The organism is Paenibacillus arenilitoris (genome assembly GCF_014705655.1).
In the GTDB taxonomy this organism is placed as follows: Bacteria; Bacillota; Bacilli; order Paenibacillales; family Paenibacillaceae; genus Pristimantibacillus; species Pristimantibacillus arenilitoris.
In genome coordinates, this window is record NZ_JACXIY010000013.1 from 275,855 (window position 1) to 299,097 (window position 23,243).

The following is a 23,243-nucleotide window of genomic DNA, read 5'->3' on the forward strand; positions in this document are numbered from 1 at the left end:
ACGACTTTGGCCAAACGCTTGTCCATGAAGATGGATATTCCTTGGTATGAACTCGACTCTTTCGTTCATCATCGGACTTCAACGGGACGAAATAAACGAACAGCGAACGAACAAGTCGATGCGATCAAGGAAATCGATAAACAAGACAATTGGATTTTTGAAGGGACGGATCGAGAATCCTATCAATGTCTGTATCAAATGGCCGATACGATCATCTTTCTGGATACCCCGTTGTGGAAGCGTCATACAAGGATTGTATCCCGGTTCTGCAAGCAGAGGCTTGGATTGGAGAAGTGTCAGTATAAACCGGACTTTTGGATGCTGAAGATGATGTTTAAATGGACGCGGGATTTTGAACGAAATAGGAGCAGGCTTGAGGACAAGTTGAACGTATACCAAGAAAAGCTGATTAGACTTCGCGACAACGGCGGTTATATGGACCGTTAAGGAAAGGAGCTGCGAGAATGGAGGAGAAGGGCTAACATTCAAAAGTCATATTTAATTCACCGTGGAGGGTTTATGAAGACAGACAATACGATTTCCAAACTTGTTAACCGTTTGAAGGAAATAAACGGCGTGAACGCCATCGTGCTTGGCGGTTCGAGAGCCAGAGGTAGTCATAACGAACATTCGGATATCGATATCGGCATTTATTACGATTCCGGTAAGGGATTGGATATTGCGGGGCTTCAACAGGCAGCCGCCGAACTGGATGATGCGGGAAGGCTTAACTTAATAACGGAAATCGGCAGCTGGGGCCCATGGATTAACGGAGGCGGCTGGCTGGTCGTCGACCGGTATCCCGTCGATATTCTATATCGCGACCTGAGCAAAGTATCAGCCGTGATGCAGCAATGTCACTCGGGAAAGATTACCGTCGACTACCAGCCCGGGCACCCGCACGGATTTATCAACGCCATTTATTTCTCGGAGATCGCGTTATGCCAAGTATTATGGGATCCTTCCGGCATCGTCGGGGAAATGAAGGCAAAGACGATTCCGTATCCGGCCGAATTGAAACAGGCCATGATTCAAACGTTTCTATGGGAAGCGGCTTTCTCGCTGGATACGGGGAGAAAAGGGATTTACAAATCGGATTTGGCGTACGTCGCCGGATGCTGTTTTCGGTCGATATCCTGCTTGAATCAGGTTTTGTTCGCGGTCAACGAATGCTACTGGATGAACGAGAAAGGGGCCGCCGCCATAGCGGATTCCTTTCGAATGGCTCCAAGGCATTACGCCGAGAGAGTCAATCAAATCATCAGCCTAATCGCAGAGGATCGGGAACGGTTGGAGACGTCTTTGAGCGAGCTGAGCGACTTGATTGAAGAAACGAAGGCGTTTGTAAAGATCTAAATCGATAGTGTACGAAAGCCTCTTGAGCTTGCGCTCGAGAGGCTTTTTACTTGTTCGGGCGTTATTCGCAGGCACGGTCATCGAGACCATAGAGGGCATGGGGAGCATCGCGATCAAGGACATCATCGGGATCATGGGCACCATCCCCCAAGAAGCGCCCAAACGTTTCGCCGCGGCAGGGCGGTCGCCTTCCTGGATAAGCTGAACGTTAACCGCTCGACGTTGAAGCGGCAGCTAGAAGATCCGGCGTTTGAAGCGATCAAGCCGGTCATCAGCGGCGAATTAAAAGCGACGGAAGCGATCATCGAAGAGTTTATCCAGATGTTCCAGCTGCATGAGGTCGCCTCGAACACCGAAGCGGTTCAATCTGATCCAAGCGAGGAGCCGAACGATGAACATAATTGAAGCCATTAAAACCCGCAGAACGGTCAAGCGGTTTTAGCCGGATCCGATCGGCGAGCAGGATTTGCTTTCCTGGCTGGAAGCCGCAAGCTACGAGCCTAACCATCGGATGAACGAGCCTTGGGAGCTGCTGTTCGTCGGAGCGGAGACGAGAGCGAAGCTGAATCATAAGACGGACTTCGGCAGCGCGCCCGTCGTTATTGCCGTATTGTCGAAACCGGCAGGCACGCCCTTCGAACGGGACGAGAATGTGATGGCCGCCTCTTGCTTCGCCCAAAATTTCCTATTGGCCGCTCACGAAGCGGGCGTCGGCGCTTATTGGGCATCATCGGGCGCTTTGCCCCATAATCGCGACATTCTCGGCGTGCCGCCCGATTACGATGTCATTGGCTTTTTTGGCATCGGCTACCCTGCGGAAGCTCCGGCGGCCAAGCCGAGAACGCCGATTATTTCAAAAATCAATTATCTCTCTTGAGCATTACACCGCGATCATTCGCGGTTTTTTTTATGGGCATTCGGATTTTATAGTGGAAAAGGGCTTATAACTCGCCCTTCTCTAATTTCTCAATTAAGGTGGAAATGTCCAGAATGTATGCTGATCCGACCTATAAGGGTGTGTATCTGTTATAACCTAGCGATTATTACTCTTTTGATAAATAGCCCAATCAAGAGGCCTGTTGCTGCAACGATCATTGCGAAGAAGAATGCCTCTTGAATACCAACGGTTAATGCATGCGTTGCATCAGAAGATGGCGCATCCTTCAGGAACCTAGTTTCTCCTGCTTTCATGAGGCTTACCGCTATTGCTGTACCGGCAGCACCTGCGACCTGCAGCAACGTATTCATAATAGCTGTACCATCAGGAAACATGTCGTAGGGAAGCGCGCTCATCCCATTTGTTTGAGCAGGATTCCAGACCATTACAATACCAATCATCAGAAAGCAATGAAGTATCACGATTAGAGCGATCGTTGACACAGTAGAGAGATCTGTTAAAAACCAAAGAGAAACTGTAACCATAACTAGTCCTGGAATAACCAGCCATTTGGGACCGTGTTTATCAAACATTCGCCCAATGAAGGGGGAAAGAATTGCGAAAATGAGTCCGCCAGGAAGAAGAACAAGACCAGCAGATAGAGCACTCATCTCAAGAACGCGGATAAGATACATTGGAAGAATTAACATCGATGAGAGATTTACCATCATGCAAGCAAGAATCAACAATGTTCCGACAATAAACATCGGGTTTTGGAATGCTCTCAGATTCATTAATGGTTTCTTCATCGTCAATTGCCTGAATACAAAAAATGCAAGTGCTATAATGCCAACTGCAATGGGGATTAAAACTTTGGGGCTGATCCAACCACTCTCGCTTTCCCCAGCGTTACTGAAGCCGAACACCAGTCCTCCGAATCCAAAGACAGACAAGGATAAGGAGAACAGATCGATACGTGGCTTTGCAGTGTTAGTTATATTCTGAATAAAAATCGCGCCAAAAATCAATGCAATCAACATAAAAATGAGCGACACCCAAAATATCCAAAGCCAACTGAGCTTCGAAATCAACATTCCCGAAACGGTCGGCCCAACCGCAGGCGCCGCTGTGAACACTAGTGCAACAAGTCCCATTGCCGTTCCACGTTTCTCCGGTGGAAATAGAATTAAAGCAGAGTTGAACAGTAACGGTAGTAACAGGGCTGTTCCGATTGCCTGAAATATACGCGCTATCATCAGTATTTCAAAACTGCCAGCTAATGCCCCGGTCGCTGCACCTATAATTGAAAAAGCTACTGTGTTCCTATTCCCCCGACGACACATGTGGAGTGCTGTGTGTCGTTAGTAAGGAAGCATTGATTTAAAGCCACATTTACCTATTGTCTAACTTGTCTGAGCTCAAGTGGAAACAACGCTTGGGCACCCAAATCGATGTGACCTCGGCACAATTATTCGAAACCGCAAGACGCCATTGAAAGCTTGCTCTTGAACATAGACTGTCCCCCCTCTCGAATTGAATGGGCTAGCCGCAGCTTACCTGTCCATTAATAGCTGCGAAAGTTGAGTTAGTATGTCCATCGATTCACCTTGTTCATTTCGATTCTTTCAAGAGATCTGCGGCTATCATCAAACTTTTGGGCAAAACTTTACCGAGTATTAAGCTTGACCTCTATATCGAGGAAAAAGCCCGCTCTCGCGGGCGAGATCAATTATGATTCGATTAATTTACCAAGCATTAATGCCCGCAATAATCGGGGTTGAATTGGGTTCGATTATTCAGGTAGATTTGATCTGTAAAAACTATCCTATCTGGCCCGCGCCGCTTGTCCGCTAATCACTAAATACTGGCTGGTCAGCGAATACTCCGCCCGCAGCAGCTGATCGGGCGTACCTTCAAATACGATTGTGCCACCTTTATTACCGCCTTCGGGTCCCATTTCGATGATCCAGTCGGCTCTACGGATGATTTCGAGGTTATGCTCGATCACGATGACGGTGTTGCCGGCATCCACCAGACGGTTCATGGTCGCCAGCAAATGTTCGATATCCGACATATGCAGACCAGTCGTCGGCTCATCCATAACATAGATGCTTCCCCGCTTGTGCAACTCACTAGCCAGTTTGATCCGCTGGCATTCGCCGCCAGACAGCGTACTGAGTGGCTGGCCGAGCGTCAAATAGTCGAGTCCGACGTCGCTCATCGCCATCAGTTTCCTCACAATCTCGCCATGACTTGGGTCGAAGTAGTCGAGCGCTTCGCGCACCGTCATCGCCAGCACGTCGGCGATTGATCGACCGTACAGCCTGTAACCCAACACCTCCTCCTTGAACCGTTTGCCTCCGCATACATCACACGGAAGCTTCACTTCGTCGAGGTATGCTAGATCCATGAAGATGACCCCCAGCCCCTGGCACTGTTCACAAGCGCCTTTGGAGTTGAAGCTGAACAACCCTGCGTTTACTTTGTTGACAGCGGCGAACGCTTTGCGCAGGTCGTCCATGATCCCTATATAAGTGGCCGGAATCGAACGGGTCGAGACGCCGACTGAAGACTGGTCGATCACGATCGCATGGGGATACTTCTGCATGAACACCCGGTTGATCAGCGTGCTCTTGCCCGAGCCGGCAACGCCGGAAACGACAGTGATGACCCCCGTCGGGATATCGACATTAATATCTTTGAGGTTGTAGAGCGCAGCGCCCCGAATCGGCAGTTTGCCAGTGGGCACGCGCACATTGGTCTTGACAGGCAGCGCCTGTTTGAGATGTTGACCGGTCAGCGTGTCCGCCTGCAACAAGCCTTCATAGCTGCCTTCGTAAACAATCATCCCACCACCGGAGCTGGCATACGGACCGACATCGACGATATGGTCGGCGATCCGGATCACGTCGGGATCATGTTCGACGACAATGACCGTATTGCCCTTGTCACGCAGTTTGCGTAGTAGGTCGCCCAGCCGATACACATCGCGGGGATGCAGACCGACGCTCGGTTCGTCAAATATATACATCACGTCGACGAGGCTGCCGCCGAGATGCTTGACTAACTTAACGCGCTGAGATTCGCCGCCGGACAGAGTGTCAATCGGTCGATCTAGCGTCAAATAATCCAATCCGATATCGATCAGATGCTGCAGCCGCTCCTTCAGCGCCCCAACTATCGGCGCCGCGACCGGGTCGTCGATCTCCCGCAGCAAGCCGATCAGCCGGCCAACCTCCAGCGCTGACAGCTCGGCGATGTTGTAGCTGTTAATTCGGCATTCTAACGCTTCCTGGCTGAGCCGGGCGCCGCCGCAGAGCACACACGGGCCGTCCGTAATGAACGGCGCGACCATCTTCTGCGTGCGTTCGGACAAAGACTTAACGTCGCGTCTGATGTACTTGCGAACGAACTTCTCGATGATACCTTCGTAGGTAAAATTCATCATTTTGCCGCCGACGCTCATCTCAATCTTGCAAGGCTTGCTGTATAGCAACTGCTCAATCTCGGCTTTGCTGTAGTCTGTCAGTTTCTTGTTCAGGTCAAAATAACCGGAATGTTCGCATATCGTCCATTCATAGCTTCCAACGGCGTACTCGGGCAAAAGAATGGCGCCTTCATTCAGCGACTTGCTCTTGTCCAGCGCAACATCCAAATCGAGGCCGGCCATCCGGCCGACACCGTTGCAGTTCGGACACATCCCTTTTGGATCGTTGAAGGAAAACAGATTCTCATTGCCGATACACGGCTGGCCTATGCGCGAAAACAGCAGGCGCAATACCGGCGAAATGTCGGTGACCGTACCGAGCGTCGAATGCGCGCCGCCGCCGAGCCGCTTCTGATCGACGATGACCGCCATGTTTAGGTTTTCAATCGCGTCGGCCTGCGGTTGCGGGTAGCGGGGCATAAACTTACGGGCGAACAGGCTGAAGTTATCGTTCAGCAGCCTTTGCGCTTCGGCCGCGAGCGTGTCGAAGACGATCGACGATTTGCCGGAGCCGGACACGCCGGTGAAGATTGTGATTTTGCGTTTGGGGATGCGAAGCGACACATCCTTCAGATTGTTCTCTCGTGCGCGTCGTATCTCGATATATTCCTGATTCATTGCCGCCTCCTTTGGATAGTGTTCGATGAAACGGGAACTCTCCTACCGCAGTTGCCTCTTTAAGTAAACGAATATTGTGAGCGGAGCGAAGACGACGACCAGCAGCAGGCAGACACCCATGCCCGCCGCGAGGTCGGCCGCGTCCGCAGTTCCGTGAAATAGCCCGCGAGTCAGCGCAACGGCCACACTGATCGGGTTCACATCGACTACCACTTGCAACCATCGGGGCATCGTCGATGTATCGACGAGTACGTTGCTGGCGAACAGGAGAGGATATACAAGCATCATGCTTGTGCCCGATACTGTCTCCGGCTGCTTGGCCACATTGCCGATGAGCGCAAACACCCAACTGACACTATAAGCAAAAAATAAAACGTAAATCGCTGCCAGCACAGCGCCAGCGACACCGTCTTCCGGCCGGAATCCAAGCGCAAGTCCCATTGACAGAACGGTGAGCAGCGCTGCTGAGTAACGCAATCCATCGGCGATGACCGGACCGAAGAGAGCAGCGGGCTGCCAGAACGGCATCGTGCGGAACCGATGATAGACGCCTCTAGCGATATCTGTGCATAGCGTAGTGCCGCTATACACCGTCATCGGCACAACTGTCAGCACGAGGATGCCCGGCAGCAGATATTGAATATACCCGCTGACGGAGCCAGCAATCGCCCCGCTGAACAAGAAGGTGAAGATGAGCAGCATGATGATCGGCGACAATACCGCCTCAACAACCAGGCCGAAGCCGTTGTTCCTCATATGAAGCAGCGTTCTCCGCATAATCAGCGCAGTCGAGGCTAGGCAGCCCGGACTTCGCCGAGGTGTTCGGGCTCCAGAAGTCTGGGTAAAACTCATGATGCCACCTCATTTCCGCGATTTATGGCAAGCGCGAAATACACATCGTCGAGGGTCGGCTCGCTCAAGGCGAAATCGTCGACCGCTGCCGTTTGATCGATAAGGGTGCCGATGACGGAATGCGCCAGCGCTGCTTCCCGCACCGCCGCTTTCACAATCAGCCCGCCTTCGTCCGAATGGGCCTCCATCCCGAATTCGCTTGTGAGCAGACGACAGACGTTAGCCGGATCCGTCCCTTCCGCCAGCTTGATCGTCAGCGTCTTGCCGCCGATCGACGCTTTGAGTTTCTCCGGCGTGTCGACGGCGATGACCCTGCCTTGGGCGATGAAACCGATGCGATCGGCCAATTGGTCAGCTTCTTCCAGATACTGTGTCGTCAGAAGCACAGTTGTCCCATTCTTCACCAGATGGCGCACCGCATCCCACAACTCACGCCGGCTCTGGGGATCGAGCCCGGTCGTCGGCTCATCGAGGAACATCACCTTGGGCTCCGAGAGAATGCCGGCTGCAAGGTCCAACCGTCTGCGCATGCCGCCGGAATACGTTCCGACCGTCCGGTCGCCGGCCTCCGCCAGATTGAACGATTCGAGAAGTTCCACCGCAAGCGCGCGGGCATCCTTGCGAGAATAGCCGTGAAGTCCGGCAAACAGGGTTAGGTTTTGCCAGCCGGTAAGTGACTCGTCCAGCGCCGCATACTGGCCTGTGACGCTGATGTTCCTGCGCACGACAGCGGCATCCTTCACCACGTCGTATCCGCAGATGCTCGCCGTTCCCTCATCCGGATGCAACAGCGTTGTCAGCATATGGATCGTCGTCGTCTTACCGGCGCCGTTCGGCCCGAGGAGCGCGAACAGCTCCCCTTGCTGAATCGCCAGATCCACTCCGCGCACCGCCTCACGCGTCTTGAACGATTTGCGCAAGCCTTGCGCTTCAATTGCGTAGGCCATCTTCCAATCCTCCCATGCTGTTATGATAGAAACACCCGTTTGTGCTCGGCAGCCCACTCGGATAACTTGCGAGCCGGCCGGCCGAGTACTTGCTCGATCGTGGGCAACACGGTATAGCCGGCCTCTGGAGGATTTTTCGCCATCTGCACGAAAAATTCAACGCTCTCCTCGTCGTAGCCTTGTTCCCGCCATTGTTGCCGCGCGTCTTCTTCGGCCAACTCGATGAATGAGATGTCTTTGCCGATCGCCGAGGCGATCGCTTGCACCGCTTCGCGGCGCGTCAGCGCTTCGGGTCCGGTCAACGGATAGCTTCGGCCGTGATGACCGTCGCCCAGCAGCGCCTCGACGGCGACGGCGGCAATATCGCTCTCATGTACCCGTGCGCTTAGCGCGTCTCCGAAAAACTCCCGCACCACGCCTTCCGTTCGGATGGTCTCCCGCCAATCCGCCAGCACGTTGGCCATGAATTCGGCCGGCTTGACCAGCGTCCATTGCATGCCGCTGGCCCGCAGCGATTCCTCTACCGGACCTTCTTCATAGCCGACCAGTACGACAACTCGCTTCACGCCAGCAGCTTCCGCCAGCGCCACAACTTGCGGGTCCGTGTTGAGATCGGCATTCGGCTCGTCACTGGAGATAATCAGGAACATTGCCTCGATCCCTTGCAACGCTTCCTTCAGTGTCTCCGGCTTCATTAGATCGCCCGCCGCGATCTGTACGCCTTCCGGCAGCTTGGCTCTCGCCCGTTCCGGATTGCGCGTCAGCGCCTTTACGGAACTTCCCCGCTGCACCAGCAGTTCCGTCACATGTTGTCCAACCGTTCCTGTTGCCCCTGTCACCAAAATCGTCATGTTCCATTTCCTCCTCGTTTTCTTGCGTAATGTCGGCGGATGGCTTCGATATGGGCGATGATGTAGTCCCGCAGCTCAGCCGGCGATACAATCTCAACATTCGTTCCGTAGCTTGCGATGACCGATAGCGCATACCCTTTCTTGTAAAAGGTCGTGTGCACATCGATACAATCCCCCTGATACTTGCATTCACCCGGGAATTGCTCTAATACGCGTGTGCGAACCGTCAGGTCGAAGCGAAGATGGGCGCGAATCCCTTGAATTTCGTCCCGTTCCAGCTCGTCCGGAATTTGTCGAGGGACGAACATTTCCTCGGACACGTCGAGCGAGGCGATTCGCGACACGCGAAAATACCGTTTCGACCGACGCGATCGACAGTACCCTTCCAGGTACCAGACGCCTTTCTCCCACAGGAGATTTAGCGGCTCCACGCTACGCTCGGTTGCCGTTCCGGATGCGCTTGTGTATGCCAGCCTGACGACGCGGGATTGCCGGACAGCTCGGAAAAGCTCCTGAACGATATTCCTCTCGTAGTCCGACGTGTTGATGCTCAGAATGAGGGCTTCGCAGCTTCCTTCGTTCGCCAGTTCCGGGTTCAGACTGGCCAGCTTCCGCATTGCGGGTGCCACGGCACCTCCCATAGCCCTTTCCATCGCCTTCAAAAGCGTATAGATCACTGACAAGTCATCGACCGAGAAGTGTTGCCGCGTCAGGAAAAATCCGTTCAACAACTCGAACCCGCCGTCCGCGCCGGTAAACGAAGCGACCGGGATGCCAGCCTGATTGATCAGTTCGACATCGCGGTAGACGGTGCGTATCGAAACTTCGAACTTGGCGGCCAGTTCCGCAGCGGTCACCCTTTTTTTGGCCATCAGTTCCAACGCGATCCCAAGCAAACGATCCAGTCTCATGGGCATCCCTCCCCTCGGTCAATGAAGTGTGGGTCATCTGTTTCCTATCCTAAACTAACAATCCTGACAACATAGTTGTCAGGATTTGAAAATACATCGGAATTTTTTTTACCCCCTGTAGAATCTTGCATGACCTTTTACACCTCTATATAGCCACAGTCCTTCACTAGCTCATTATTTTGCACATTACTAAAGTGTAATCATAAACTGAGCCGCAGGAACAAAATCTCATTGTATTTTTAATCTGTTAGACCTTATCCCCCAAATAACACACGAATCCTTCTCTACTTCTGTGTAACAAATATCCCCGCAGAGGTCTCTTTTCCAATCACTCATAAACGTTTCGACTATTGTCAATATATTCAAAGTCTTCGCGACTCTACTCGTTTCGTTATCAACCATATAATCCGATTTTAGATCGCTATGTCATTCTATGACTTTCAACCAAATATTCCGAAGAGCCTTTTTTATTTTGCAAATTCGTAGCAAGCAAGCGCGCTGAGGAATCATTTGGCTAAAAAATGGATTCAGGGGAGCTGAAACAGAAACTCGAAATTAAGCTCGCTTCGGATCCGGGTATGGTAATATGAGGAGGGAATTGGAAAAACCGATAAGGAGCGTGCTGCCAATGCTATTTCTAAGCTGGGTTGTAGTAATCGGCTTCGTCTGTGTAATTGCTTATCTAAGGGCTATCCATATTTCTCTTCAGAAAATAGCGGAGCGGAGGTCCGGGAATCAGGAGTAAAGTTTTCCAAGTTCATGCAGGCTGGGGGGCGTTCGCCATATGGGCAAGTGGAAAGCCGTCGTTCTGATGGCTTGTCTTGCGAGCATACTTGCATCGGGATGCTCGGAGCCGACAACGAATACGGCATCTTATATAAAAATTACCGATAAGGGCTCAACCGATAACCGTTACTGGGCGAAAGCGATTGATCCGTACTCCGGCGGGCTTCAGGAGTTTCAACTAACGATCGACAGCAGGAGTACGTGGAACCTGATCGAAGTAGATCAGGAGTATTTTGCAAGCTACGAATATGTATCTTTGGACGAGAACGCGGAATTGCTTAACATTCAATATCCCGCAGACGAAAGAGCGGAGCCCGATCATGAAGCCCCGGAAGCATCTCGCTCGATCGGAATGGCAGGTGAGTAGCGTGACGTCTTACAAAATAAAAGGCATTATTTTCGATATGGATAACACGCTCCTTCGGTCCAGCATCGACTTCGGCAGGATGCGAAACGAGATTTATGCCTATTTGGCCGATCATAATATGCTGGAACAAGATATAAAGCTCGAGGAGCATACTTCCTCCACGCTTATCCAATACGCGCAGCGCAGGGGAAGTTGGAATCCACAAGCGGAGGCAGACGTGTGGGACATCGCGGCGAAGCATGAGCTCCTTGGCATGGAGAATGCCGGATTGGAGCCGGGTGCGAAGGACCTTTTGCGGCAGTTATTTGGCCGATACAAAATGGTAATCGTCACCAATAACGCCTACTCGGCCGCGATAACGGCATTGACGAGGAATGATATCGTCGACTGCTTCGATCTCATCATCGGCAGGGAACAGATGAAGCGGATGAAGCCGGCTCCTGACGCCGTATATCCCGTATTGCGCGCATATCCGACGATTTCGCCGGATGAGTGGATATCGGTCGGCGATGCGTGGATCGACGGAAGGGCCTCCCAAGACGCGGGCATCAAATTCGTCTCGTACCGGGGCGATCCGGAAAAGATGAAGAGCAGGGGAGTCGTTCCGGCGGGCTCGATCCAAGAGCTGGGGCAGCTGCTTGCTTTACTTTAGAGTAGGAGGCATCGAAAAATCGGAATGGTGACGGTCGCTGACATCCATGAACAAAGGGTCATTGCCATCATGAGTACGTATCATAGACTGGATATCGTTCTCAAAATGGTTCGAGACTTGCGGCTTCCGAACGGGTGCATCGCTGCGGGATACGTGAGGAAGATCCTTCCGACATTTCGGAAGAAACGGAAAAGAAGCATGAATATCAATTAAGCAGTCAATATAACGGGTATCGGTGGTCGGTCAAAAATCAGGCCAGAATGCATCTTCGAAACGGCGATCCGCCTTACGGCAACATTTCCGAGGCAATGAAACGATGGCCGGAGACGGCGACCGCCGTTGCGGTAACGCTCGATCATAACGAACAAGTGCGCGTTATCGCCCCTCATGGATTCGATGATTTGCTCGGTCTCGCGGTTCGGAGAAGCCCTTTTTTTGCCGATCAACCGTATTTCTTAACGCGCGTGGAGAGCAAGCGGTGGTTGCAAACATGGCCAAAGCTTAAGCTGTTTGTTTGTTTGATCGGAGGCTGTCGAAGCTGCAGCCCCTTCGCTAACAGGTGGTCAGCTATCGTTAAATCTTATCGGGCTTATAATATTCGCACCGCAGCTTTTTGAAATCTTTATCCCAGGTAAGCACAGGATGCTTGTCTGCTCTAGATTTCTCTGCCAAATAGGCATCCACGAAATCGACGTTTCGTTCGCCGTGTACTTCAAGTGCGGTCTTAACAACGGGTTCCTGTACAATGATGTCCTCGTGATCCAACAATTCCAACAATGCGTGTGCAATTTTTTCGCGGGAAAACTTATAGTAGCTTTTAAGAAGCCAACATAATTCGGCAATGACAGCCGTAGTAACCACCAAGGTAATTTTATCTTCATCAATGAGCCGAACGATTGCTTCGGATTGTAATGGATCGTCATTCAGGAGCAGGCGAGTAATGATATTAGTGTCAGCTAAGAATGTTTGCTTCAAAGCTCAATACTCCTTAAAATAATTATCTGTTATTTCTTTAGCAATAGCATCTTCGATCTTTTGCTCATCATGTTTGATGTCAGTTTTAAGTATGCCAACCACATCGCGTAAGGATTTTTTCTTCTGCGGTCTCAAGCCGATGAAAGCTCCTGTCTCATCATCGATTTCAATCATGAGTCTGTCTCCTTCATTGAGGCCCCACTGGTTTCTTAATTCCGCCGGAATGGTTAATTGGCCTTTGCTTGTCATTTTTCCTGTAACGTATTTTGGCATTTGTATTCACCGCCTCTTACATGGGAAATTGTAATGCATAAAATTCAGTATTACTTCGATTATACCGTTATTCGTATTACATTTCAATTTATGAGATAGAGCGTCCGAAGGAGGAATGCATCTGAACACCATTTTGAAAAGTTCCGATAAGATGCCCTACCATACGGATTTAAGAACGGTATTTGAAGCATTCGGCGGAAGGCAGCTGAACTATAATTGGCTGCTGACGGATTTGGAGTGCAATCACTATCCCGAACCGGTTCTTCCGTACGATGACGAAGGCAGACCGTTATGGCTTACCGGAGAACAGCTGTCGAAGGTCGTCTCGGAGAACGACATTCAGTTTATTTGGGGCGTACTATCCGGCTTCGATAAGACGGTTGAAGTGGACATGCCAGGCTTACAGGTTGAACCGTCCGCAGGCAATCCGGAGCACTGGAATGGAGCGCCCGCTATCCAGCATCCGAAAGCGAAGGTGGAGATCGTATGCTGGGACTCGTCGTGCACGTTGTTGCTAAGCCAAGACGACGAGTTGTCCCGCAGGTTCCGCAGCTTTTTCAAGGAAGCGGTCGATCTGGATGAATACAATGCGTCACGAAATAACGGATGAGGCAATTAGGCAGCATACGTGACTCACCCGTCATACAGAAGGAGAACGCAAACATGACTCGTTCGGACGAACTTAGCATGGACCTTCGCCGATTAGGAGAGCGGGAAATTCCGGAGGTGATGGCGCTCATGCGCGACGTTATTTCCCGTCTCCCATCGCAGGAGCTATTTGCCATGGACGATGAAGCTTATTTCCGTGACTATCTGCTGGCTAACGGCGAAATCTACGGCGTGTATCTGGACGGCAAACTCGTCGCTTACACCTCGCTGTCATTCCCGAAACATAGCGAGAGTAATCTCGGAAGAGAATTCGGCGTGCCCGAGAAGGAGCTTCCGAAGGTCGCTTGTCTAGAAGCCACGGTCGTCCATGAATCCGTTCGGGGATTAGGTTTGCAGCGTCGCTTCCATGCGCTTCGCGAGCGACGGGCGATTGCGTATGGAGCCGGCTGGCTCTACTCGACGGTTCATCCGGACAACGCCTCAAGCATACGAAACCTGGAGGCCGCAGGCTTTGCCCGGCGGTTTACGCGTCCGATGTACGGGGGGAAGCCGAGGCACTGTTACGTTAAGCGGCTGGCATCCTCCCCCTTTTAGCCCGTCTGCCCGTCTGCATCGTTTAGGGAATAATAGGAAATCCTAATTGCCGACAACAGGGTAACGGAGGAACTGATGGTGGATTTTTTCAAAGGCCAGGAGACGTTGACGGCAGTCGAATGGATATTGCGAAGCGTCGTCGGATTTGGATTTCTGCTCGTAGCGGCCAAACTGATGGGGCAGCGCTCTATCTCGCAGCTCCGATTTCTTGATTTCATTATCGCGCTGACGCTCGGCAATATCATTGCCCATCCGCTGTCCGACGAGCAGCTGGGCCTTACGGGCTCGATGATTACGACCGTGTCGCTCGTTATTTTGTACATAGCCGCAATCTGGTTCAGCCTTAAGATCCCGCTGCTCAAGCGGTTTTTCGATCCGCCGGCGATAACCTTGATTCAGAACGGCAAGCTCAATTACCCCAACCTGTCGAAGGCGAAGCTGCCGATCGAATTTTTGTATGCGGAGCTGCGCAAATCGAACGTGGAGGATATGACGAAGGTTGCCTTCGCGGCATGGGAGCCCGGCGGTACGCTGTCCGTGTTCGTCCAATCGGATTATCAGCCCGTCACGCCGAAGGACCTTAAGCTGGCCGTTCAGCCCTTCAACCTGACGAAGCCGATCATTACCGACGGCCACATGGAGCATGAGCTGCTGCGCGAGATCGGGAAGGACCGGGCATGGCTGGAATCGGAAATCCGGCCGCTCGATTTAAAAGACGTCATCCTGGCCACGGTGGACAGCAAGCTGACCGTTCAAGTGCATGCGGTGCGGGAGTCATATTAGGGGCTGTCCCATAAAGCTGATTGGCTTGGTAGACGGTTCGCTAGATCATAAAGGAGGAAAATGGCGATGCCAGGGAGTTATTACTGCTCCTCATTTTCTCATTTTCGGCCGGTTGTTTTGTTGGCAGACGTTGCATCACGAGCCTAAGCCGCAGGTTGCTTGATCGCCAGGCAGCGCGTCTTATGCCGAAGCCTGCTAATGTGCTGCAAATGTGCTGCAAATGTGCAGGCTTTTGACCGGTCCATGCAGGCTTGTGTAGCAAATGCATGCAAATGCGCATCTTTTTTCGGCTCTTTCGCTCGATAGGGGTCACAGGACTCAAAATACCTGCACAAACGCAGGCACTCCGTCCGGCTGCATCATTGACGCCGTAAAGGCTGCACAATCGCAGCATTTGCGCTTGGCTGGCCATGCTGATGTGCAGCCTTTCCGCAGGTGGCGGGCGTTCAGTTCACTATGTCGATTTGTTTGGCAATGGAAGTCGGAGGTCGGGTATCCCTAATTCGCTTGCATCTAACCAGCGTAAATCATATTTGCCAGCTCTTATGATTTCTTCGATTGTCTGAGAGGATATTGTTTCTAAATCCACCAGTAATTCAGAGTTGTGTATGTCTTCTGCAAGCAGGATCATCCTCTCCCCTTCTGAATCCTGTTTTCCTAAAACAATTGCATCTTCATTTCAGTTCCTCCTTGCGCTAATGGAGAAGACGAGTAAAAGGTAGTAAAGGTTGCTATTAGCCTCTACGGTACCCCTTAAAGCTATTGACAATAAGTGGAACCTTTCTTAAAATGAATAAATACTCATTTTTATGTATATTTATTCATTTTATCAAGGAGGCAAACCATTGAGCGATCATCTTCTATCTTTGCAAGAACTAAACAAGGACGCGCTGCTCTCCATTATTGGAAGAGCAATCGAGATCAAGCGCGATCCGAGCGCCTATGACCAGGCGTGCGAACGAAAAGGACTGCTGATGCTGTTCCAGAAGACGTCTACGAGAACGAATCTGTCGTTTCAATCCGGCATCAATCAATTGGGCGGTTATGCGGTAACGATGGATTGGGACTCGAGCAACTTCAGCCTGTCGCCGATCCGGTATGAAGCCCGATACGCATCGCGGAATTGCGACGCGATTATGGCGAGATTAAAGAAGCACGCCGATTTGGCGAAATTGGCGAAGTACTCGGCCGTTCCGGTCATTAACGGCTGCTGCGAGAAGTATCACCCCTGCCAGGCGTTGGCCGATCTGATGACCGTCTACGAAGTGAAGGGAACCTTCGAAGGCGTGACGATCGCGTATGTCGGCATTCATAATAATGTGGCCAATTCCTTGATCGCGGGCTGCGTCACCTTGGGCGTCAAGCTGCTGCTCGTCACGCCGATCGTCAATGAAGCTTCTTGGGACGAGGAGCTGATGCGGCGGGCTTACCGGAGCGGTCATATCGAGACGCTTGAGAGCGTAGCCGAGGCGGCGAAGCGGACGGATTTTATGTATACGGATACCTGGGTGGACATGGAGTTTTTCGCGGCCCCCGAATATCGGGAAGAGAAGGACAGAAGGGTTGCGCTCATGCTGCCTTTTCAAATTAACAAAAGCAATCTGGGCGGCTATACCCCTTATCTCATGCACGATATGCCGATTCATCCCGGCTTCGAAATCGAAGAGGATTTGATCGAATCGGAGAAATCCGTTATTTATCGGCAGGCCGAGAACCGGATGCATGTGCAGAAGAGCTTGTTGATCCATTTGTTGGAGAGGTAGGTCAGCGGGGGAACAAATCCTGGCGACGTCCTGCACATCTAACTATAAATAAGTTAGTTAGTCCATTTATTTGGATTAGAACAAAATAATTTGCGTTCTTACATAAAGGAAGCTGCTCCCTTATACTTCAAAGTAACCGATCCGCCAGACGTGGCGGTGCCGAGCTCGACGGCATGGGTTAGCCATTGTATCCGGGTAAACCTAGAAGAGAGGGAGCTGCCTGCTCATGAACGAACGTTATCCATCCTTGTTCGAACCGCTTCATCTGCCGAATCAAATCCGATTGAAAAACCGCGTCGTCATGGCCCCCATGACGCATATGTCCTCCAATGCCGACGGTTCCGTTTCAGACGCGGAAATCGCCTACTATGCCCGCCGCGCCCATGGCGTGGGAATGGTGATTACGGCCGCGACGTGGGTTGCGCCGAGTGGCGGCATCCCGGGCGCGCCGGGGGCTGACCGCGACGCCTTCCTTCCGGGTCTTCGCAAGCTGGCGACCGCTATTCAGGAGCAGGGGGCGAAGGCGATTTTGCAAATTTTCCACGCCGGCCGCCAAGGCACGTTAACCGGCGATCTGGTGAGCGCAAGCGACGTGCCCGAGCAGAAGGAGGGAGCCTCCGTGCCTCGCCCGCTTGCGGAAGAAGAGGCGGACGCGCTCGTCCTTGCTTACGGCCAGGCCGCAAGACGCGCGGTCGAGGCCGGCTTTGACGGCGTGGAGATCCATGGCGGGAACGGCAATTTGCTTCACCAGTTTTTCTCGCCATTCACGAATAGGCGCAGCGACCGGTTCGGCGGTTCGCCGGAGAAGCGGATGACGCTGGCGCTCGCGATCGTGGACGAGGTGAAGCGGGTCGTGGCCGCGCATGCGAAGACGCCGTTCATCGTCGGCTACCGGCTATCGCCCGAAGAGCCGGAGACACCGGGCATCACGATGGCCGAGACGCTTCGGTTCATCGATGCCCTCGCGTCGAAAGGACTCGACTACTTACATGTCTCCTTGATCAATTACGCTTCGGTACCGCGCCGGGGATCGACGACTCCCGCACGCGCCTTGCGATCATTCAAGAACGCGCCGGCCGGCAGCTGCCCGTCATCGGAGTCGGGAGCGTCCATACGCCGGAAGACGCAGTCAAAGCGCTGGAGACCGGGGCCCGGCTCGTCGCGATCGGCCGCGAGCTCGTCATGGAGCCGGACTGGATGAAGCTCGTGGCGGAAGGACGGGAGGACGGGATTCGCACCGCGATTTCGTTAAACGATCGGCAGCGGTTGACGATTCCGGACGGAATGTGGCAGCTCATGTTCAGCATTCCGGGCTGGTTTCCGGTCGCGGAAGAAGCCTAATCGAAGTGCCGGTCGTCACGGCAGGAAAACTTGTCGTCTTACGGAGTCCGGAATCCCGCGCGCGTTACGGGATTCCGGGCTTTTTTGCCGTCATTTGGGGAGGCATGGTATTATGGGAGGGATTACGCAGGAGAGGGATTTAGTTTTAGATGGGAGGCCATTATAGATGAAATGGAAAAAAGCTTCCTATATCGGCGCGCTTGCGGCCGTTGTCGTATTGTTGGCGCTTTGGCGGGTCGGTTATATTGGATTATGGACGGAAGGGATGGCCTACATCGCCAACAACACCGACAAATACAAGGATACGAACGGCCATCTCGTGGACGGGCAATATGCGGTTTCCATTGACCTCTCCGATTTGCAAAGCAATGTCGGGAAGGAGTTGTACAATGATGGCATCCATCGCGTGTACGTATCTTGGATCGACAATACCGGCAGCATGAATTCAGGCGGATACCGAATCGGGTTCAGGTCCGACGGACGTTACGGAATAACGGGCGCTTCTTTAATTTCGGGGGTCCATCATGCGAGGGTAAACGGCCATTCGTTCACGATGACGATGACCGCGAGGATGGCGGCGCAATACAAGGGCAAGTCCTTCACCAGCTCCGAATTTGGAGTAAGCGGAATTAATTACAGAGACGGAGACGATTTTGGATTTTATATTTTTCCTTACGACGCTTACGAATCGCAAGAGGTCTCGTTAGATGAATCAGGCGTCGTTGAATTAATCGTTACCGAGCTGTATAAGAACGTATGGAGCGAAAATGCAGCGGAGGGTTCTTCTGCGATGGCTTGGGATGAGGAACATTGAAGGGAGAGAAGGGAGCAGGAAAATGACGGCTCGATGCGCATGGGTCAATGACGACCCTTTATATATCGCGTACCACGATCACGAATGGGGCGTTCCGGTCCACGACGATCGAACCTGGTTCGAGTTCCTTGTGCTGGAAGGGGCGCAGGCGGGCCTAAGCTGGTATACGGTGCTGAAGAAACGCGAGAGTTACCGGCAAGCGTTCGACGGATTCGATCCGGAGAAGGTCGCCCGCTATGGCGAGGACAAGGTGGCCGAGCTGCTGAACAACGACGGCATTATCCGCAATCGGTTGAAGATTCAGGCAGCCATCGCGAATGCGAAATGTTTCCTGAAGGCCCGTGAACAGTTCGGCAGCTTTGACGCTTACATCTGGACGTTCGTCGGGGGCGAACCGATCGTGAACCGATGGCGGGATCGAAGCGAGGTGCCGGCGACCACTCCCCAATCGGATGCGATGAGCAAGGATATGAAGAAACGCGGCTTCAAATTCGTGGGCTCGACGATCTGTTACGCGCTCATGCAGTCCTGCGGCATGGTCAACGATCATACGCTCGATTGCGATTTTGCGCAGGGGAGCCAAAGGGAGCGGGTACGGCATAATCTCGGGAGGGAGTCATCCTTATGAGTCAATCGGTAACGGAAGTGTATTGGGACGCGCTAGTCCATCCGATCTTTCAAAATCGGCCTCTTTATTTAGCCGCAACCCGTCAGGGGTTATGCCTGATTACCCAGCCGCATGAACCGTTCGAGACGCTGCAGCTATGGATCGGCAAAAAAATACCCGGCGCAAAGCTCGTCCACGATCCCGGCCGCATGGCCGAATATACGCATCAGCTGCGGGAGTACTTTGACGGCAATCGGACATCGTTTGCGTTTCCATTTGATCTGCGCGGCACCGCGTTCCAGGTTTCCGTCTGGCAGACGTTAACCCGCATTCCTTACGGCCATATTCAAAGCTATTCGGAAATTGCCGAAGCGGTCGGCAAGCCGAAGGCGGTCCGGGCCGTAGGCGCGGCCAACGGCGCCAACCCCATTCCCTTCGTCATCCCGTGCCATCGCGTGATCGGCAAATCCTCGGCGCTTACGGGGTACAGAGGCGGGCTGCAGGTGAAGGGAGAGCTGCTTCGGCTGGAAGGATTCGACGAGTACACGAATAAAGGCCATTCCAGGTTCCAGTTCTAGCGGATGTCCGGGGACATGAGGCGGAATCTGAAGGAAGGAGCTTCGGCGGGGCGGAGCAATGAGGTTTGTCTCACGAATTGTGGGGCAAACCTCATTGTTTGTTCGCCTACAACAGGGCTTCTCCGAAATAATGAGGCTAGCCTCACTCGCCGTGAGGCTGGCTTCATGGGGAGTGAGGGTAGCCTCACTAAATCGCGAATGGTTCTCGAATCCCGCCTGATTAGTGAGTTTTGGCTCAGTAATTAGTGAGGTTGCCTCATAAGCCACTGTAACGGCGTTATCCAATTGGTGATTTCCCTGATTCCGCAGCCGGTCCTGTCGGATTTGATCTTGAAAGGAAAGTTTGCGCAACAAATCCGACTCCTTTTCGTCTAAATATTGGAAGTGTCGCCGTGGTTAGGAGGCCGATGCAAAAATGAATCCTATACGTATTACTACACCTTCACGTTTGCCAATGAGGCAGATCTTAAAGCATTTGCCGATCAAACGACGGTAAGCGTGACTTGGTTAGAGAATCGAGTAAGCAAGGAAATGAGAGTCGATCTGCCCAGCGATCCGATTTCAGCAAGCGAAGCGGACCCGCTAGTATCGTCGATCAACGATTAAAGGAGTTGTCCAATGAGCCGATTAAAAGGGAAAATAGCCATTGTTACCGGAGCAAGCCGTCGAGGAGGGATCGGCACCGCCATCTGTAGAGCGCTGGCTAATGAAGGGGCGGACATCTTTTTCACCCATTTTACGAGCTATGATCAAAATGTCATTCGTTACGATGATGCCGAGAACCATTGGCCGGAACGATTCTCGCAAGAGTTACGCGGCTTTGGTATACAAGTCGAGCATATGGAGTTGGATTTATCGGTAACGGATTCGCCTTCAACGCTTTTGGACGAGGTGGAAGCAAGATTGGGTCTTCCGGCTATTCTCGTGAACAATGCGACGCATAGCGTGGACGTCGATTTTCGGCAGTTAACCCCCGACATGCTGGATGCCCATTATGCCGTTAATGTTAGAGGTACATGCCTGTTATCCGTCGAATTTGCCCGTCGTCTTGACGGCAGGCACGGCGGGCGCATTATTAATCTGGTATCGGGCCAAGATAAAGCTCCCATGGCGGGAAATATTGCGTACGTCACCACAAAAGGAGCGATATCCGCTTTCTCGAGATCCTTGTCGGCCGAGCTGGCTCCGCTCAAAATTACAGTGAACGCCGTTGACCCCGGTCCTACCGATTCCGGTTGGATGACGGAGGATCTTAAACATTTTCTATTGCCAAGATTCCCGATGGGGCGTATAGGTCAGCCAGAGGATGTCTCGCGATTAATTGCTTTCTTGGCAAGCGATGATGCCGAATGGATTACGGGCCAGATCATCCATTCCGACGGCGGGTTTTGGTGAAATAAACGCGGTGAGGTGTCCCATTGCTGGAGCAAGTGCTAGTCGTAGCCCTGTTTACGTTCATTATCCATCTCTCCGAGACGCTCACCTATTCGCTTCGCTTGGCGGGCGTCCGTCTAGGGAAGCTGGCGGTCGCCCTCTCCCTTTCGGGGATCATTCTTCTCGTTTCAAGAACGGCGAATATGGTGCAGGCGCCGCTTACCGGCAAAATCATAGATTTCGCTAAAAAGCATGCGGATTACAATCTCGTCGATCAATTCCGCCTCATTATTGGAGCTTCTACGATCGGGACGCTAGCGGCATTGCTGCTATTCCCGTCCGCCGTATTTCTTGCGGCCCGAGTAATCGCCCATTTGGAAGTGGCGGGATCGATTCCTCAAATGATCCGAACTTCGGTTTCGTTTGAAAAAATAACGAATGCCCGCCATCATCTGCGCGTACCCAAATTATCGATGCTGTCTCGCCTCCGTGTCGGCGGCATACCGAAAAGGCTGGTGCTCCTTAACGCGCTCGTCACCGCGATCTATACGATCGGCGTGCTTGCCGCGCTGCTTGCATCGACGCTTACGACGGAGCATGCGACTGCCGCCTCGCAAGCCTCCGGACTAATTAACGGAGTAGCAACGATCCTGCTCACCATCCTTATCGATCCTCAGATCGGACTCGTGACGGATAAGGTGCTCAGAGGGGAGAAGGAAGTCGCCGCGCTGAACAAAGTTTTCGGCCTGCTCATGTTGTCGCGGCTGGCGGGCACGCTGCTTGCTCAGCTCTTATTGGTCCCGGCCGCGCATTGGATTCATTGGCTCGTATCGGTTTTATAGCGAATCCGAAACATAACGGCCCCCCGACTCGTCTATAACATAGGGGTGGGGAGATTGAGAAAGATCATGCTATTTTCGCTGATGCTGCTATTTCTATTCACGATATTTTATCCAAATGCTTCCTATGCGCTGTCCTGCGCGAATATACCGCCGATCGAAACGGCCTATGAACGATACGACGGGGTCGTCGTCGGCAAGGTGGAGGAGATCGTCGCCACATCGGTCAGCAATGAATTGCAGGTAAAGGTGCTCAGAAGCTTCAAAGGGATCGAGGCGCAAAGCTTAACGATACAAGAGGACATCACATGGGGCTCTTGGCATGGACCGAGCGTCAAAGGGGAAACCTATCTCTTTTTTCTATACGAGAAAGCGACCGGCTGGGAGAATCCGCTTTGCTCGCCGACGGAGAAGGTCGCGGACCAAGCGGACGTGGATCCTTATTTGGAGGGCAAAGACATCCCGCTGAAGCCGGCCCCGCAAGCCAAATCGATGGTCATCGAAAGCTCGAACAACGCCGTCCCTTCGCAGGCCAATTGGATGGCCATTACGGTCTCTCTCTTATTCATCGGCTTTGTTTTGTTCCGGTTCATTCATTACTTGAAGAAACGGTAAGGAACCCGGGCTGCTTCGGCAGCCTTTGTCTGATAAGGTCAGCCAGAATGTCCGGCTTGGCCTTTTTTGGTTTGCACGGAGGACGGCTTGTAGATCGGGTGCGGACGCACCCGTCCTAACGGACCGAGATGCTCTTATTTCCATGCTGCGAGCGGCGTTTCCGCTGTAACGGACCACAGAGACGCTAATGCCGCAAAAATCATCAATTCACGCCTCAATGCCGCCGAATAAAGGCTTTGAAGTCCGTTACAGTCCTGACATGCACGATTTCACGCAAATAACGGCTTTTGGGTCCGTGCGCGCCTAGCAAAGCTGGGTACAACTAGCCGGTGAAAGTCCGGTCGGGGTAGGGGCCAAGCCGCCTCGTAGCTAGC

The 23,243-nt window shown here is 52.6% G+C and carries 25 protein-coding genes and 1 pseudogene; 18 read left to right on the forward strand and 8 right to left on the reverse strand.

Features of this window, described 5'->3' with window-relative positions; all coding sequences use genetic code 11:
- Positions 1 to 6 precede the first annotated feature (6 nt).
- The 4 genes from IDH41_RS11260 (at position 7) to IDH41_RS11275 (ending at position 2,233) form a co-directional block, all read left to right on the forward strand.
- On the forward strand, positions 7 to 447 hold the full coding sequence (locus IDH41_RS11260) for a P-loop NTPase family protein (RefSeq protein WP_223829628.1): 441 nt from the start codon (positions 7 to 9) through the stop codon (positions 445 to 447).
- Positions 448 to 519: 72 nt separating this feature from the next.
- Entirely contained in the window at positions 520 to 1,356 is an 837-nt protein-coding gene (locus IDH41_RS11265) for a nucleotidyltransferase domain-containing protein (protein WP_190861021.1), read from the forward strand.
- A gap of 222 nt (positions 1,357 to 1,578) precedes the next feature.
- Entirely contained in the window at positions 1,579 to 1,761 is a 183-nt protein-coding gene (locus IDH41_RS31305; RefSeq protein WP_223829629.1) for a hypothetical protein, read from the forward strand.
- A 61-nt stretch (positions 1,762 to 1,822) separates the two neighbouring features.
- The gene (locus tag IDH41_RS11275) at positions 1,823 to 2,233 is read left to right on the forward strand and encodes a nitroreductase family protein (RefSeq protein WP_317890727.1); all 411 of its coding nucleotides are present in this window, start codon (positions 1,823 to 1,825) and stop codon (positions 2,231 to 2,233) included.
- A gap of 149 nt (positions 2,234 to 2,382) precedes the next feature.
- On the opposite strand, the gene IDH41_RS11280 is transcribed toward IDH41_RS11275, so the two are convergent.
- The 6 genes from IDH41_RS11280 to IDH41_RS11305 form a co-directional block, all read right to left on the reverse strand.
- A complete protein-coding gene (locus IDH41_RS11280; RefSeq protein ID WP_190861023.1) occupies positions 2,383 to 3,576 on the reverse strand; it encodes an MFS transporter in 1,194 nt (397 codons plus the stop codon).
- Positions 3,577 to 4,058: 482 nt separating this feature from the next.
- Positions 4,059 to 6,338 carry an ATP-binding cassette domain-containing protein gene (locus IDH41_RS11285; RefSeq protein WP_190861024.1) on the reverse strand — a complete coding sequence of 760 codons (2,280 nt, stop codon included), beginning with the start codon at positions 6,336 to 6,338 and terminating at the stop codon, positions 4,059 to 4,061.
- A gap of 42 nt (positions 6,339 to 6,380) precedes the next feature.
- Positions 6,381 to 7,190 (reverse strand): ABC transporter permease, encoded by an 810-nt coding sequence (locus tag IDH41_RS11290; RefSeq protein ID WP_190861026.1) that lies wholly within the window; start codon positions 7,188 to 7,190, stop codon positions 6,381 to 6,383.
- Positions 7,187 to 8,137: an ATP-binding cassette domain-containing protein gene (locus IDH41_RS11295; RefSeq protein ID WP_190861028.1), complete on the reverse strand. Its 951-nt coding sequence runs from the start codon at positions 8,135 to 8,137 to the stop codon at positions 7,187 to 7,189. The genes IDH41_RS11290 and IDH41_RS11295 overlap by 4 nt, the downstream gene beginning before the upstream one ends.
- A 20-nt stretch (positions 8,138 to 8,157) precedes the next feature.
- Positions 8,158 to 8,988 carry an NAD(P)H-binding protein gene (locus IDH41_RS11300; RefSeq protein WP_190861031.1) on the reverse strand — a complete coding sequence of 277 codons (831 nt, stop codon included), beginning with the start codon at positions 8,986 to 8,988 and terminating at the stop codon, positions 8,158 to 8,160.
- Positions 8,985 to 9,899 (reverse strand): helix-turn-helix transcriptional regulator, encoded by a 915-nt coding sequence (locus IDH41_RS11305; RefSeq protein WP_190861033.1) that lies wholly within the window; start codon positions 9,897 to 9,899, stop codon positions 8,985 to 8,987. Before IDH41_RS11305 ends, IDH41_RS11300 begins: the two co-directional genes overlap by 4 nt.
- A gap of 784 nt (positions 9,900 to 10,683) precedes the next feature.
- Between IDH41_RS11305 and IDH41_RS11310 the strand changes: the two genes are divergently transcribed.
- The 3 genes from IDH41_RS11310 (at position 10,684) to IDH41_RS11320 (ending at position 12,321) form a co-directional block, all read left to right on the forward strand.
- Positions 10,684 to 11,052: a hypothetical protein gene (locus IDH41_RS11310; protein WP_190861035.1), complete on the forward strand. Its 369-nt coding sequence runs from the start codon at positions 10,684 to 10,686 to the stop codon at positions 11,050 to 11,052.
- A 1-nt stretch (position 11,053) separates the two neighbouring features.
- The gene (locus IDH41_RS11315; RefSeq protein ID WP_317890728.1) at positions 11,054 to 11,704 is read left to right on the forward strand and encodes an HAD family hydrolase; all 651 of its coding nucleotides are present in this window, start codon (positions 11,054 to 11,056) and stop codon (positions 11,702 to 11,704) included.
- Between the two features lie 134 nt (positions 11,705 to 11,838).
- On the forward strand, positions 11,839 to 12,321 hold the full coding sequence (locus IDH41_RS11320; RefSeq protein WP_317890729.1) for a nucleotidyltransferase family protein: 483 nt from the start codon (positions 11,839 to 11,841) through the stop codon (positions 12,319 to 12,321).
- Here the strand turns inward: IDH41_RS11320 and IDH41_RS11325 are convergent.
- Both IDH41_RS11325 and IDH41_RS11330 read right to left on the reverse strand, forming a co-directional pair.
- Entirely contained in the window at positions 12,278 to 12,679 is a 402-nt protein-coding gene (locus IDH41_RS11325; protein ID WP_190861038.1) for a PIN domain-containing protein, read from the reverse strand. The two genes, IDH41_RS11320 and IDH41_RS11325, sit on opposite strands and share 44 nt — an antisense overlap.
- Positions 12,680 to 12,682: 3 nt before the next feature.
- Positions 12,683 to 12,952, reverse strand: a complete 270-nt coding sequence (locus IDH41_RS11330) for an AbrB/MazE/SpoVT family DNA-binding domain-containing protein (protein WP_190861040.1) — start codon at positions 12,950 to 12,952, stop codon at positions 12,683 to 12,685.
- Between the two features lie 115 nt (positions 12,953 to 13,067).
- On the opposite strand from IDH41_RS11330, the gene IDH41_RS11335 reads away from it, so the two are divergent.
- The 11 genes and pseudogenes from IDH41_RS11335 (at position 13,068) to IDH41_RS11385 (ending at position 22,869) form a co-directional block, all read left to right on the forward strand.
- Entirely contained in the window at positions 13,068 to 13,562 is a 495-nt protein-coding gene (locus IDH41_RS11335; protein ID WP_223829630.1) for a hypothetical protein, read from the forward strand.
- 53 nt (positions 13,563 to 13,615) lie between these two features.
- A complete protein-coding gene (locus IDH41_RS11340; RefSeq protein ID WP_190861042.1) occupies positions 13,616 to 14,155 on the forward strand; it encodes a GNAT family N-acetyltransferase in 540 nt (179 codons plus the stop codon).
- A 78-nt stretch (positions 14,156 to 14,233) separates the two neighbouring features.
- Entirely contained in the window at positions 14,234 to 14,938 is a 705-nt protein-coding gene (locus IDH41_RS11345) for a DUF421 domain-containing protein (RefSeq protein ID WP_190861045.1), read from the forward strand.
- A gap of 845 nt (positions 14,939 to 15,783) precedes the next feature.
- On the forward strand, positions 15,784 to 16,701 hold the full coding sequence (locus IDH41_RS11350; RefSeq protein WP_223829631.1) for an ornithine carbamoyltransferase: 918 nt from the start codon (positions 15,784 to 15,786) through the stop codon (positions 16,699 to 16,701).
- Between the two features lie 226 nt (positions 16,702 to 16,927).
- Positions 16,928 to 18,042 (forward strand): annotated as a pseudogene (locus tag IDH41_RS11355) (NADH-dependent flavin oxidoreductase).
- A 166-nt stretch (positions 18,043 to 18,208) separates the two neighbouring features.
- On the forward strand, positions 18,209 to 18,856 hold the full coding sequence (locus tag IDH41_RS11360; protein ID WP_190861049.1) for a hypothetical protein: 648 nt from the start codon (positions 18,209 to 18,211) through the stop codon (positions 18,854 to 18,856).
- 22 nt (positions 18,857 to 18,878) lie between these two features.
- Positions 18,879 to 19,484, forward strand: a complete 606-nt coding sequence (locus tag IDH41_RS11365; RefSeq protein ID WP_190861051.1) for a DNA-3-methyladenine glycosylase I — start codon at positions 18,879 to 18,881, stop codon at positions 19,482 to 19,484.
- Complete coding sequence (locus IDH41_RS11370; RefSeq protein WP_190861053.1) at positions 19,481 to 20,041, forward strand: methylated-DNA--[protein]-cysteine S-methyltransferase; 561 nt, start codon at positions 19,481 to 19,483, stop codon at positions 20,039 to 20,041. Before IDH41_RS11365 ends, IDH41_RS11370 begins: the two co-directional genes overlap by 4 nt.
- Positions 20,042 to 20,659: 618 nt before the next feature.
- Positions 20,660 to 21,436: an SDR family oxidoreductase gene (locus IDH41_RS11375; protein ID WP_190861055.1), complete on the forward strand. Its 777-nt coding sequence runs from the start codon at positions 20,660 to 20,662 to the stop codon at positions 21,434 to 21,436.
- A 23-nt stretch (positions 21,437 to 21,459) separates the two neighbouring features.
- Entirely contained in the window at positions 21,460 to 22,257 is a 798-nt protein-coding gene (locus IDH41_RS11380) for a lipid II flippase Amj family protein (protein WP_190861057.1), read from the forward strand.
- Between the two features lie 66 nt (positions 22,258 to 22,323).
- Positions 22,324 to 22,869: a hypothetical protein gene (locus tag IDH41_RS11385; protein ID WP_190861059.1), complete on the forward strand. Its 546-nt coding sequence runs from the start codon at positions 22,324 to 22,326 to the stop codon at positions 22,867 to 22,869.
- The last annotated feature ends 374 nt before the right edge of the window (positions 22,870 to 23,243 follow it).

Excerpts from the sequence above, each read along its gene's own strand:
- IDH41_RS11375 (WP_190861055.1), top strand. The coding sequence starts at position 20,660 with ATGAGCCGATTAAAAGGGAAAATAGCCATTGTTACCGGAGCAAGCCGT.
- IDH41_RS11335 (WP_223829630.1), top strand. The coding sequence starts at position 13,068 with ATGCATCTGAACACCATTTTGAAAAGTTCCGATAAGATGCCCTACCAT.
- IDH41_RS11385 (WP_190861059.1), top strand. The coding sequence starts at position 22,324 with ATGCTATTTTCGCTGATGCTGCTATTTCTATTCACGATATTTTATCCA.
- IDH41_RS11295 (WP_190861028.1), bottom strand. The coding sequence starts at position 8,137 with ATGGCCTACGCAATTGAAGCGCAAGGCTTGCGCAAATCGTTCAAGACG.
- IDH41_RS11290 (WP_190861026.1), bottom strand. The coding sequence starts at position 7,190 with ATGAGTTTTACCCAGACTTCTGGAGCCCGAACACCTCGGCGAAGTCCG.
- IDH41_RS11280 (WP_190861023.1), bottom strand. The coding sequence starts at position 3,576 with ATGTGTCGTCGGGGGAATAGGAACACAGTAGCTTTTTCAATTATAGGT.
- IDH41_RS11265 (WP_190861021.1), top strand. The coding sequence starts at position 520 with ATGAAGACAGACAATACGATTTCCAAACTTGTTAACCGTTTGAAGGAA.
- IDH41_RS11365 (WP_190861051.1), top strand. The coding sequence starts at position 18,879 with ATGACGGCTCGATGCGCATGGGTCAATGACGACCCTTTATATATCGCG.
- IDH41_RS11305 (WP_190861033.1), bottom strand. The coding sequence starts at position 9,899 with ATGAGACTGGATCGTTTGCTTGGGATCGCGTTGGAACTGATGGCCAAA.
- IDH41_RS11340 (WP_190861042.1), top strand. The coding sequence starts at position 13,616 with ATGACTCGTTCGGACGAACTTAGCATGGACCTTCGCCGATTAGGAGAG.
- IDH41_RS11285 (WP_190861024.1), bottom strand. The coding sequence starts at position 6,338 with ATGAATCAGGAATATATCGAGATACGACGCGCACGAGAGAACAATCTG.
- IDH41_RS11300 (WP_190861031.1), bottom strand. The coding sequence starts at position 8,988 with ATGACGATTTTGGTGACAGGGGCAACAGGAACGGTTGGACAACATGTG.
- IDH41_RS11360 (WP_190861049.1), top strand. The coding sequence starts at position 18,209 with ATGAAATGGAAAAAAGCTTCCTATATCGGCGCGCTTGCGGCCGTTGTC.
- IDH41_RS11330 (WP_190861040.1), bottom strand. The coding sequence starts at position 12,952 with ATGCCAAAATACGTTACAGGAAAAATGACAAGCAAAGGCCAATTAACC.
- IDH41_RS11370 (WP_190861053.1), top strand. The coding sequence starts at position 19,481 with ATGAGTCAATCGGTAACGGAAGTGTATTGGGACGCGCTAGTCCATCCG.
- IDH41_RS11310 (WP_190861035.1), top strand. The coding sequence starts at position 10,684 with ATGGGCAAGTGGAAAGCCGTCGTTCTGATGGCTTGTCTTGCGAGCATA.